The 12,246-nt window shown below is 36.1% G+C and carries 13 protein-coding genes; 8 read left to right on the top strand and 5 right to left on the bottom strand.

The window, feature by feature from the left end:
• From R3333_RS07340 to R3333_RS07330, 3 genes are all read left to right on the top strand, one after another.
• Positions 1-331: hypothetical protein (locus R3333_RS07340; protein WP_318958139.1), on the top strand; the 331-nt coding region annotated here is incomplete at its 5' end.
• A 10-nt stretch (positions 332-341) separates the two neighbouring features.
• Positions 342-782 carry a hypothetical protein gene (locus R3333_RS07335; RefSeq protein ID WP_318958138.1) on the top strand — a complete coding sequence of 147 codons (441 nt, stop codon included), beginning with the start codon at positions 342-344 and terminating at the stop codon, positions 780-782.
• Between the two features lie 8 nt (positions 783-790).
• Positions 791-1,981: a hypothetical protein gene (locus tag R3333_RS07330; protein WP_318958137.1), complete on the top strand. Its 1,191-nt coding sequence runs from the start codon at positions 791-793 to the stop codon at positions 1,979-1,981.
• 50 nt (positions 1,982-2,031) lie between these two features.
• Here the strand turns inward: R3333_RS07330 and R3333_RS07325 are convergent, their stop codons facing one another.
• Complete coding sequence (locus tag R3333_RS07325) at positions 2,032-4,110, bottom strand: OmpA family protein (RefSeq protein WP_318958136.1); 2,079 nt, start codon at positions 4,108-4,110, stop codon at positions 2,032-2,034.
• A gap of 10 nt (positions 4,111-4,120) precedes the next feature.
• The gene (locus tag R3333_RS07320) at positions 4,121-5,212 is read right to left on the bottom strand and encodes a tetratricopeptide repeat protein (RefSeq protein ID WP_318958135.1); all 1,092 of its coding nucleotides are present in this window, start codon (positions 5,210-5,212) and stop codon (positions 4,121-4,123) included.
• Positions 5,213-5,351: 139 nt separating this feature from the next.
• Between R3333_RS07320 and R3333_RS07315 the strand changes: the two genes are divergently transcribed.
• The 5 genes from R3333_RS07315 (at position 5,352) to R3333_RS07295 (ending at position 8,462) form a co-directional block, all read left to right on the top strand.
• On the top strand, positions 5,352-6,563 hold the full coding sequence (locus tag R3333_RS07315) for an acetyl-CoA C-acyltransferase (RefSeq protein WP_318958134.1): 1,212 nt from the start codon (positions 5,352-5,354) through the stop codon (positions 6,561-6,563).
• The gene (locus tag R3333_RS07310; RefSeq protein ID WP_318958133.1) at positions 6,563-7,126 is read left to right on the top strand and encodes a rhomboid family intramembrane serine protease; all 564 of its coding nucleotides are present in this window, start codon (positions 6,563-6,565) and stop codon (positions 7,124-7,126) included. The genes R3333_RS07315 and R3333_RS07310 overlap by 1 nt, the downstream gene beginning before the upstream one ends.
• 126 nt (positions 7,127-7,252) lie before the next feature.
• Complete coding sequence (locus R3333_RS07305) at positions 7,253-7,474, top strand: hypothetical protein (protein ID WP_318958132.1); 222 nt, start codon at positions 7,253-7,255, stop codon at positions 7,472-7,474.
• A gap of 65 nt (positions 7,475-7,539) precedes the next feature.
• A complete protein-coding gene (locus R3333_RS07300; RefSeq protein WP_318958131.1) occupies positions 7,540-8,082 on the top strand; it encodes a hypothetical protein in 543 nt (180 codons plus the stop codon).
• Positions 8,082-8,462 (top strand): hypothetical protein, encoded by a 381-nt coding sequence (locus tag R3333_RS07295; protein WP_318958130.1) that lies wholly within the window; start codon positions 8,082-8,084, stop codon positions 8,460-8,462. The genes R3333_RS07300 and R3333_RS07295 overlap by 1 nt, the downstream gene beginning before the upstream one ends.
• A 32-nt stretch (positions 8,463-8,494) precedes the next feature.
• Here the strand turns inward: R3333_RS07295 and R3333_RS07290 are convergent, their stop codons facing one another.
• The 3 genes from R3333_RS07290 to R3333_RS07280 form a co-directional block, all read right to left on the bottom strand.
• Positions 8,495-10,900: a TonB-dependent receptor plug domain-containing protein gene (locus tag R3333_RS07290; protein ID WP_318958129.1), complete on the bottom strand. Its 2,406-nt coding sequence runs from the start codon at positions 10,898-10,900 to the stop codon at positions 8,495-8,497.
• A gap of 58 nt (positions 10,901-10,958) precedes the next feature.
• Positions 10,959-11,492 (bottom strand): hypothetical protein, encoded by a 534-nt coding sequence (locus tag R3333_RS07285; RefSeq protein WP_318958128.1) that lies wholly within the window; start codon positions 11,490-11,492, stop codon positions 10,959-10,961.
• Between the two features lie 205 nt (positions 11,493-11,697).
• Entirely contained in the window at positions 11,698-12,114 is a 417-nt protein-coding gene (locus tag R3333_RS07280; RefSeq protein ID WP_318958127.1) for a hypothetical protein, read from the bottom strand.
• Between the last annotated feature and the right edge of the window lie 132 nt (positions 12,115-12,246).

Genomic DNA, 12,246 nt, shown 5'->3' with positions numbered 1-12,246 from the left:
TGTAGAAATAGGCTACAGGTTGCCTAAGGTTAAAGACCTCGAGAATTACGGAGAGATAATTCAGGCTAGTGTGGAAGGAAAGAGTGTGATCCACTACGTTTGGATAGATGAGAGTACAGGTGATTATATCGTTTATTTAAATAATCGATACTCAAATGAAGAGAGTGCCATGGAAGTCCCAGATATGATAATTTATTCAAAGGATTGGCAGAAATTAGGAGAATACAAAAAAGATAATTACTCCTTTGGAGGTGGTATTTATTATTCAAAGGGTAAATATTACATAAAACGATTGCATTCAAATTGTTATGACGTTTTTGAATATAACTAGAATTAGTTTGATGTTGTTACTTATTACAAGTTGTGGAGGTAATAACAATAATGAATCAGAAGTTCTAACTGATAAAATTGAACACTTTTTTAACGATAAAGGAATAGAGAATGTTTTTGAGAATAAGCGAGCATTTGTTTTCTTTTCAGGAGAAAAAAGCTGTGTAAAATGCACCGAATCACTAATAGCTGAAATGAATCCTTACTTAGATTCAACAGATGTTCTTTTTATGGTTTCGGGAAGAGGAGCTGTAATAGATATATCAAGTTTCTTGGAGAAAGAAAGGGAAAATGTATTTTTGGACCCTTATTACAAGTTTAGTAAAACTGTAGGGGAGAATAATTCTGGATATATTTTATTTAATAATGGTCAATTAGATACCGTTGTTCATGTAAATGTCAAAGATTTAGTAACTCAAATACAGTTACTGAAACGACATATACAGAACTGAGAGAAGCGATGAATATAACGAGTAAACCTTATACCGTAAAACTATCTAAAAAATCATATTTATTATTACCACTAATTATTTTTTCACTATCATTCTTTAGTTGTGAAAGAGAAACAATTGCTGTAAAGACCATAGATGAAAGTGAACATCTAATACTTATAGATTCTATTGATCTGGATGAAAAGTGGAAGTACACAAAGTTTTTAAATGTCTCGGCGTTTGAATTAGATTCGTTGAAGTATATAGCCTTATTTAAAGGGTATATGGAAAAGGATACAACTTGTACGATATCTATATTTTCCGATGACGGTGTTTTCAAGAAGCATATTTACATAGATACTCTAGCTGATATTTTGGATGAAAGATATTTGAAGGGGTTTCAAGCCGTAAATTTGAATAAATTCTTTTTCTATATCGATTCTCAGCTCTATTGTTTAGATAGTGATGGAAATTTACTTTTAAATCAGGAAGTTTCCACAATCGTAAAAGAGTGTGCAAGATATGGAGGTTTTGTACAAGCTAAAAGTGATTTTATTTTAGAAAATGGGAAATCTCTACTGGTGAGTCTAGTAGATTACCCTCTTTTTAATAGGAATGATAGTTTGTCAGAAAGAATAAAGACAAATAAAGAATTTTTGAAGAAGCCAAAAATGTTATTTGTGAAGAATGTTTTTGCTGATTCTTTAGAGTATAAGTTTGTGTTGCAAGACGCATTTGAGAATATGTTAGATTCTGCAGATTGTGAAAGAATTCCACGTTGGATCAATGTTCATGGAAATAATGTTTTGAGTATTCATGAATATTCTGATAAAATTAAGAGGTACAATGATGAATTTGAGTTACAGCAAACCTATACCCTTCAATTAGACTCTTTCAAGGTAGGGGTGAAGCCTTACACACTTTTCGATAAAGGAAGAATTCATGATACCATCCTTAAGAGATATAAAGAAAGTATTGTAATCTATAATGCTCATTATGATGATTTATCGAAAAAACTGATTGCATTTACGATAACCAAAAAAGATAAATCTAAACAGGATATACCCGAGATATTTATTTTTAATGAGGAAGGAGAATTAATAGAAATGCTCAATAGTTTCAACAATTATAGAGGACGAGCGTTTTTACATCAATTAAAGAATCGCTTTTATCAAGTAAATAAAGAAAACCTCAAAATATACATCTACGAATTACGATAATAAAAAAGCCCCGAATAATTTCGGGGCTTTTTCTTTTTCAAATTGAGAGATTAATTCTCGATAATTTCAAATTCAGTTCTTCTGTTTTCTTGCCTACCCGCTGCCGTATTATTAGTAGCAATAGGTTGGGATGAACCATATCCTTTGGCTGTAATTCTATCCTTAGCAATACCGTTATTGATTAAATAATTAACTACGGCTTGGGCCCTGTCTTGAGAAAGTTTGTCGTTGATAGATGAGGATCCCGTATTGTCGGTATGTCCAGAGATTTCTATCTTCAAGCTGGGTACGTCTTTCAGTAATTTTACGAGACGGTCTAACTCAGCATTAGAAGTTGCCCTTAAATTGGCTTTACCCACATCAAAAAAGATATTTCTAAGCGCTATTTTACTACCTACGGCTATGTTTTTCAATTCAATGATTTTATTTACCAATTGGTAAGCACTTCCGTTGGGTATATCAAAGTTTTCTGAATGGAATAAATATCCGTCAGCTTTTACACTTATTCCGTAATTCTTACCGGCTTGTAGGGTAAGTAGAAATTTTCCTGTAGCACTGTTAGTGGTAAACTGTTCAATTACTTTTCCGGTTTCGTTATCAATTATGTCTATTTCAGCTTCAACCGCTTTTCCTGTTAAAGCATCTAATGTTTTCCCTTTGAATACCGTTAAAGAAGTTTTGTTGACTTCAACAGTTGTGGCAATTTGTGGGTCTTTTATAGGTGAAGCAACACTCGCCAATAAATAGTCTTCCATATCTAAGGCTGGTTCTTTCGGAGCTCCCCAGAAAGTAACCTTGTAGAGATCAAACCCTCCTTTTCCACCAGCTCTATTTGAAGCTATATAAGCATATTTCCCATTAGCGGTGTTAGCAAAGAAGAAGTCATCATAAGGTGTGTTGATAGGGTAGCCCATGTTTTCAGGCTTTGTCCAGGTTCCTTGTTTTTTATAAGAAACGAAAATATCATATCCCCCGATAGAACCATGTCCTTGTGATGCTATATACATAGTTTCTCCGTCTATGGCTAAATATATAGGACCATCGTTGAATTTAGAGTTTACTTGACTAACATTAGAGGCTGCACCATAATCTCCATTAATTCTACTGCGCAATCCTGAAAACATAATGTCGTAACCATTAGAACGCGAGGCAACTTCTCTACCAAAATAAATTTTGTATCCATCGAAATTATAAGAAGCGTATTTCTCATTGTTCCTATCTGAACTAATTTGAACGGGAAGCTGATTAGCATTCATCCAATTGGCACCATTTAAATAAGATTCAAAAATGTCTGTTTGCCCATCTAATTCTCTGTGAAGTAATAGTTTTGTTCCATCGTAGTACAAGTTGTTTACAACTTCATCATTGGGTGTATTTACACTTCCAGGGAGTGGGGTAGGTGAATTCCAAGCTCCATTTTCAAACTCTGTATAATAAATATCCATGTCGTATTCACCTACTTCGTCTTGGTCGTGTCCATTAGGTTTGTTCGAACTATAGATGATTTGAGATCCATCTGTGGTAATAGAGGGTGCTATCTCATCATAGGCTGTATTGATACTGCTCATGTTGTCTACCCAAGCACGTTCTGGATTGGCTTTTCGTTCTTTTGCATAGGCACACTCTCTTTTGCGTTGCGTTACGAATTTTGAAAAGTCATCTGCTTTTTTGTATTCTGCTTCAAAGTACTTGTATGCCTGAATGGCGTCATTGAATTTTTCTTCTAACTGATATACAGCTCCAACGTAATAGTACAAGAAAGGGTCGCATTCATCATTAAGTTCCTTGGCCCTTAAGATGTAATCAATCGCTTTATAAGGCTCCGAAGAATAGTAATAACAAATACCGATGTGGAAATTGTTTAAAGCACTGTTCGGGTTGAATTCTTGAGCCTTTAAGTAATAATTTAGGGCTTTTTTGAAATTCATTTCAGGGTCCTTAACGTTGAAAACCAGTTCAAATCCAGCTTCGTATAAGGGCTCAGCGTTTTCAAGTCCTTCCTCGATTAATTTAAATTCGTCTTTTTGATCTTTAAAGTTGGAAGATTTAAATTCTACTTCTTGTGCTGCTACATTTTGCATAAATAAAGCAGCCAAAAAGATTCCTCCTGTTAGTATTTTTTTCTTCATCTCTAATTTTCTAATATCCACAATTTCCAGAATAATATCTTTCACCCATTTCTGCACCTAGCTCTTTGGCTTTAAGCCAATCGGCACATGCTTTGTCTTGATTTCTTAACATCTCGTTAATCATTCCTCTATTCACGTATGCCGATGCATTTTGAGGGTCCAATTCTATGGCTTTGTTGGCCATTTTTAAAGCTTCTTGGTATTCTTCTTTTTTAAAGAGAGCACCTGCTAGATTAGCATAAGCAGCAGAATAATCTGGAGCTACTTCTATACATTTTTTAAAGTCGTTAATAGCATCATCTATTCTGTTTTTTGCCATTAACGTAACTCCTCTATTCAAATAGGCTAAATGAAATGATTTATCAATAGAGATTGCTCGGTTGAAATCTCCAATAGCACCCTCATAATTTTTCATTTTCTTTTTGGTTGTACCCAAGTTGTTCAGTACAAAAGGAAGGTTTGGGTTTTTCTTCAAAGCCTCATCGTATTGTTTGATGGCCATAGGATAGTTCTCCATCATACGGTAACAACTTCCTTTATCATTGTATGCGTAAACCATACTCGGTTCAATAGAAATAGCAGCATCAAAACTTTCAATGGCACTCTCGTAATTTTGTTGTAAAAATTTAAGTGTCCCATAATTGTAATGATACTCTGCATTTTTGTTGTCAAGGCGAATTGCTTTTTCATAATCTTTTTCAGCTTCACCATATTTACTAGAACTTTGGTAGGCGTAGGCCCTTTTAGCATAAGCTTTAGCTGCCGACGGATTTAAAGCAATCTGTTTTGTAAAACTCTGAATAGCAGGTTCGAATTTTTTCAATTCAATTTCCGTGATTCCTTTGTTGTAGTGTGCATCTTCAAAATTTGGATCAACCTCTACAGATTGAGTAAAACTCATCAAGGCTGCGGCAAATTCCTTTTTCTCAAATTGAGAAATTCCTAAGTTATAAGCTTCCTTACTTTTTGCAGAAGTGGCGTTATTTGCATTGATTTGTGCAATGGAATCTTGGTAGCGTTGATCTTCTGAAGAGGTTTCTTCTTGGGCTTGTGTAAATTGCACGGCTAGTAATAATGCTAGCATAGAAATTACATGTTTCATTTTGTTTGTTTTTAGTTTCGACATTTTGCTGTCGTCCATAAAAATAAAGGAATATTCTGTCCTTTGGTCATATACTTTTCAACATCTATTCACAATGGTTTTGATCACTATTGTTATCTTCGCCCTACAAAATTTGATTATGAGTAAAGAAGTATATATAGTAGACGGTATTAGAACTGCCATAGGTAATTTTGGTGGAACCTTAAGTGCTGTGCGCCCTGATGATATGGCTGCACATGTAATCAAAACCTTGGTTGAACGTAACCCTTCTTTGAATGTTGATGAAGTAGAAGATGTTATTTTCGGTTGTGCAAATCAAGCGGGAGAAGATAATAGAAACGTGGCACGTATGTCTGGCTTATTGGCCGGTTTACCCCATACTTCTGGAGGTGAAACTGTAAACAGATTGTGTGCCTCAGGTATGGCTGCCACAGTGAATGCTGCAAGAGCGATTAAAGATGGAGCAGGTGATGTGTATATTACAGGAGGTGTAGAAAATATGACAAGAGGACCTTGGGTTATCTCTAAAGTTTCTAAACCTTATGGTAGAGATGCTCAAATGCACGACTCGTCTTTTGGATGGAGATTTATCAATCCAAAAATGGAAGAACTTTACGGTACAGATGGAATGGGACAGACTGCTGAAAACTTGGTAGACATGTACAACATTTCTCGTGAAGATCAAGATAAATTCTCAGCATGGTCACAAGAAAAAGCGGCGGCTGCATGGGAGAATGGACGTTTGGCTGAAGAGGTTGTAAATGTAGAAATTCCTCAGCGTAAAAAAGATCCTATCGTTTTTGCTCAAGATGAGTTTATGCGTCCGGGTACTACCGTTGAAACTTTAGCAAAGTTAAGACCAGCTTTCAGAAGAGAGAATGGATCTGTTACTGCTGGTAATGCTTCTGGATTAAACGATGGTGCAGCTGCATTATTAGTGATGAGCGGTGAGGCATGTGAGCGTAATAACTTAAAGCCTTTGGCTAAAATTGTAAGTTCTGCGGTTGCAGGAGTTGAGCCGAGAATCATGGGGATAGGTCCTGTGTTTGCATCTCAAAAAGCATTGGATAGAGCTGGTTTAACCATGGATGATATGGATGTAATTGAAATCAACGAAGCATTCGCTGCACAAGCTTTGGCGTGTACAAGAGAATTAGGGTTGGCGGATAATGATCCAAGAATTAACCCTAACGGTGGAGCTATTGCTTTAGGTCACCCTCTTGGAATGACTGGAGCGAGAATTTTGCACACGGCAGCTTTAGAATTACAAAAAACAAACAAGCGTTACGCCTTGGTTACTATGTGTATTGGAGTAGGGCAAGGGTACGCAACTATCATTGAAAGAGCGTAATGAAAATTACATTTAATGCACCCGTTACGTTAGCGTTCTCGCTCATCTGTGCGGTGGTGTATTTTATATTTACTACAAATACTCCTCCTAGAATCTGTATTCTGGGAGGGTATTTTGATTGGACCAACTGGCAATGGTATGTTTCTTTGGTGGGATATACAGTTGGACATGCTTCCATTTCGCACCTGATTGGGAACTTAAGTTTAATACTGTTGTTAGGTCCGATATTGGAAGAAAAATATGGATCCAAAAAGTTGTTACTGATGATTGTTTTATCGGCAGTGATTACAGCTTTAGTCCACATCATTTTCTTCTCCCATAATTTAATAGGAGCAAGTGGAATCGCTTTTATGATGATTACACTTGTGTCTTTAACCAATGTAAAAGGAAAAGAAATTCCGATCACTTTTATCTTGATTTTTGCCCTTTATGTAGGAGGAGAGATATTGAGATCTTTCGAGAATGATAATGTATCTCAATTTGCCCATATTGCAGGGGGGATTATTGGAGCAATCTTTGGTTTTAAAGTAAAACCTAATAATAATTCAGCATTGATTCTTTAATGGACTGAGAAATTTATCATTTACTTTACTTTTTCGTGAAATTATTTTAAAAAACTTATTATTTTTCATATCTTTCGGCGGATGCGGTTTGAAACTGCTATTTTGAATTAAAAAGTAATTTTAGATATGGGTAGACCTCCTACAAGACCAGCGCGGTTAAAAGATGGATTTTACATTGAAGTAAGAAACGAAGGCTCAAAAGCCAACGGTATAAAAATTCGAAGAGATACCAAAGAAGAAATGCTAATGGCTATCGAAGATTATAGCCGTATTAAAGATGTTGTCGTACTTGGAGAGTTGAAAAACGACAAGTGGGTTGACGACAAAAAGAAAAAGAAGTCAAAATAATTCCGACTGATAATATTTCTATCCTCTAGCTTATGCTGGAGGATTTTTTTATGCCGTAATTCAAGATGCTGAAAGGAAAGAAATTTAATATTTGGGTAAAACTTCTCTTTATCATAGTACAAGCCAGTTTTCTACTCGCTTATGCATGGAAGGGGCAATGGGAGTGGGGTGTTCTGTCTGTTATGGTAGCCACAACTTTGCTTTTAATTTGGGCTTATTTACATTATCATATTCACGATATAGGTCTCAAGTTAAAACCAACCCTTATAGCGGGCGTGTCTTTGATTGCGGGGAGTTTTATAACTTTTGCACTGCAGGTGGAGTTAGGTTTATCTGCCGTTTTAGCTTCAAGTGCTGTTGGTATACTCGCTTATCTTGTATATAAAATTTCCAAAGACACCAATAATATTCACATTGCGGCTTACTGTGGAAGTTTTATAGGTATGACGAGTATGATTCGAGCGACGGATTATTTTACACTTATTCTTGCAAGTGTTCTTGGTGCTTGTGTTTATATATTTGCCCGTAATGTATTTAACGGAGTTGGTGGTAAATTAGGGTCAATAGCCTTTATTTCAATTTGTTTAACCCTATATTTCTTATTGTGATGATGGTACTATTTTACTTCATAGGAATGTCAAGCGCAGCACTCACGTTTGTGTTGCAGCACAAGGTGAAAATGAATGTTGTGTTAGCATCAGCTTTACCCTCATTCTGCTTGGCTCTTCTTTTTTATTTCATGGAAGTAAAGGAAGAGAATTTATGGTTGGCCATAGTTTTTACTGCATCATTTGTTGGGATGAGTGCTACTAATTTTAAGCTACACGAAATTATCTTAGGAGGAGCGATTTCTACAGCTCTACTCCTCAACATGCCAGAGGTTAATCGAGGATTGGGGGGAGGTATGGGAACGTCAGCCTTTATTGCAGTTCTCCTCACCTTTGGATTGAGAACGCTTTACCAAAAGGTAGTAAAAAAGGCGAAGTAAAAACTCCGCCTTATTCTAATTATTAAGGAGTATTAAAACTTAATACGCAACGACATTACCATATTTCTTCCGGCTCCAGATAACCCAGAACTGTAAGATCTATATCTAATATCTGTTAGGTTTTCAACACCTGCAGAAATAGCAATGTTTTCATTCAAGGTATACATGGCCTTAAAGTTCAAGGTGTAGTAACTTGGTGAATATGGATTACCGTTGTCATCTGCCGCATAGATTTCTGTTTTGCCTTGTTCTGATACAGGCAAGTCTTCAAACTTACGTTCTGCTTGGTAGAATACGTTTAAGTTGAACATTAATTTTCCTTGCTTAAAGTTAAGCGCAGATCTACCAAAGAAAGGAGCTGCGTGACGTGCTCTACTTACATTTCCATTGTCTAACTCTTCTTCACCATATTGGTAGTTCACGTTGGTAGACCAATTAAAGTGTTTTAAAAACTTCACATCTAAACCTAACTGTAGTCCATAGACTTGTGCATTTGCAGCATTTTGAATGGCTTGGACTTTACTCAATTGTCCATCGTACATAATACTGTCTTGACCGTCCAGGATGAAGTCTCTGCGTACATGTGCATTGTTCAAATAGGTGTAGTAAGCGGCAACGTCCACCTTTACAGCATCGTTGAAAATTTTCGCATAGTCTAAATCTATGTTGTAAGCATACTCCGCTTCTAAATCTTTATTCGGAACAACTACTGCTCCTGGTTCAGAATCGAAGACCTTTCCGATGTCATCAATATTTGGAGATCTAAATCCTGTAGAAGCGTTAATGCTTAGCTTACTTGTGTTATTCGGAATATAAACCCATCCGAAACTTCCAGTGAGTGCACCGTTGCTTAAGCTTGCAAAAGTGTAAGGGATAGGGTAGTAGCTTGTGTCAAAGTTTGCGTTAATCATGTACTGATTATAGCGAGCTCCAGCGTGTATAGACATTTTTTTATTGATGCTGTACACATTTGACAAGTAAATTGCCGCAGATTGCCAATCAGATTGAGGGTAACGCGAAGCTCCTGCTTGTGAAAGTCCAGTAGCGATGTTTTCATTTATTCCAGTAGAAGTGATGTCGTTGTAAACATACTCCACACCATAATTGAATTTATTTTTCTTACCCAAACGTTTTGCAAAATCAAAGTTACCCGATAAGGCATCTACTTTTTCCGCACGAATTTCTCTGTCGTCCTTGTTAAAGTTTCTCGAAATTCTACTTTCCTCAAAACGTTGTTGGGCAATATTAATCGTGAACCTATCGTATACTTTAGTTGACTTTGTATTGGTCACTTTAATTTGGTTCATCATCCATTTTTGAGGACCATAGTTCCATTCAGCATATCTCGGCAGTCCGTTCTTCATTCGATTATGTCTGTCGTAACGACCGTAAGAAGATGTTTCCGAATAGTGAAATCCGTACTCCAACAAGATGTTTTTACTGGCTTGGTAACTCAGTTTTTGCATCAAGTTGATTTGTGAGTATGCAGAGGGGCGTTGCACCCTGGGATCTACGTTTTCTTGAACTACGTCCATGCTATCCTGACGAATAACAAAATAAGGCATTAGGTAATCGTCTGGACCATTACTTCCCATGCGTAAATCTTTGTAATCAGAAGTGGTGAAACTCGTGAGCAACGCAAATTTCTTCCATCCTACATTCGCGTCGAAATGAACCGTGTTTTCTTGATTGGCTGAAGAGTATCTTGTTACTGCCTTTCCTGTAACCAAGGGATCTTCTGTTAAAGAAAACTGGGGGGATAAGGTTTTAAAACTCATAACTCCACCTATGGCATCACTACCATATAAGACTGAACCTGGACCAAATAGGACCTCAGTGTTTTCTATTGCTAAAGGGTCTAAAGAAATAACATTTTGAATATTTCCACCCCTAAATATGGCAGAATTCATTCTCACACCATCTACTGAGTAGAGTAATCTATTTGTTGCAAAACCTCTTATCATTGGAGATCCTCCACCTTGTTGGCTCTTTTGAATATAAACCTTTCCGGAGCTACCTAAAAGGTCAGCTGCCGTTTGAGGATTTTCCAGCGCTACTTGTTCTTCAGAGATACTGGTTACGGCTTGCGCTATGCCTGTTTCTCCTTCCTCTGATTTTGTGGCAGAAATGATGATTTCATCATAAGTGAAAAAAGCATGTTCCATTGTCACCAAGTACTCCATTTCCTCCAATTGAGTGTTACTCAGTTTTAAGGGTTTGTAGTTTTTATTCCTAAAAATTATTTCAGAGAATTCTGCATCTTCAGGTAAAAGAACTTGACCTTCGTTATTGGATGTTAAAGTGTTTACTTGATCATCCAATGATATCACAACATTTGAAATAGGAAGTTGTGTATCCTTATCTTTAATTGTAATGGTTTGCGCGTACAAAGGCACAGCTACAATGCACATTACAAGAATGAATAATATATGTTTCATTGTTTTTATTTATTGTATTTATCCACACTTTAGGGTGGGTTTATCTTATGGCTGGAAGCTACAATAAATCGGGTGGAGGAGATTGAGGAGAATAACTAGGTTCTAAGTATCTAAATACCTTTTTGAAATTATCTTTTCTGTAGATTAACGCACAGTATAATTGAAAATTTTGGTTAGGAGGGAAGTGTTGATTCTTGATAAGGTAAACGAGAGATCCTTCGCAATTTTTCTTTTGTTCATCATCAAAGAAATTGAAATGTGTTAAACGGTGAAGTTTGTTATTTAGCGCTGTTTCTTCCTTGTCTAACCAACACCAATAGGCGGTAGAATCCTTTTCTGACTTTTGTTCAACGATATCATACATTTTACCTTTGTATTCAAATTCGTGAACTTTTTCCCAGCGAAGTTCTTCTTTGATTTCTTGTTGAGAAAATTTAAAGTAGAAGAGATCTTCTTTGTTTACTGTTTGCATTAAAAAGTGCTTGACTTCCTTTTTAATCTGCTTTTTACGTAAATGAAGGGTGATAAATGAAACCATGAAAGGTGCCAATAAAATCAAAAAGAATATGGTTTTAATGGTTTTTTGCTTCACTTTATCATTATTGTTTCACACAAATATATACAGAATATACTGTAATGTTATAAGCGTTGAATGCGGTGTTAACTACATTTTTGATAAATGTAACGCAGTGAGACTTTTGGAGCTATTGGAGACTAGAAACCCTTTGAGTAATTCGTTGTGCTTCCTCTTTTAACTCAACACGTTCTAAATTTTGATTTAAATAAATATCTAGGGTTTAAGTTTTGTTTTTAAACATAACCCAATAGTAAAAGTGTGTTGTATCCTGTATTAAATGACTTTGTCTATAGTAGTTTTCGGTGAGCTGGAATAAACTGTCTTCATACCATTTTAAAAGTTGCGTAGTCATAACAGGAGGGTTGGTTTCCGAGCGATTATTTAAAAAGTTATGAGTGGTGTAAGGTTCTATTTGAACACTTTCCAAACTTGTCAATAAATAATTGAGACTTATTTGGTATTGCCTGTGGAGCATTTCTTTAGCAGACAATTTCTGCACCGATTTTCGTTGAATGTCTTCTAGGTCTGTTTTTTCTTTTAAACTCAATTGAGATACAGAGGCCCGGAAAATAGTGTCATTACTGACTTTTTCTGAACAGCTCATTAGAAGAATGAGTAGCGGTAGAAAGTATTTCATTGAGACCACAGTAGTTTTTTTTCGCTACAATGTAACAAGGATGGTGGACCCGTTGAGAAGGCTTTGTTAAGTGTACCCCTTCATTTGATATTCGGTAGAAAGCATGGAAGTGGTACCCAAGAAGATTTATGA

This window comes from Lishizhenia sp. (genome assembly GCF_033720595.1).
Taxonomy (GTDB): domain Bacteria; phylum Bacteroidota; class Bacteroidia; order Flavobacteriales_D; family Crocinitomicaceae; genus Lishizhenia.
This window is presented reverse-complemented; position numbering and strand designations above follow the sequence as displayed.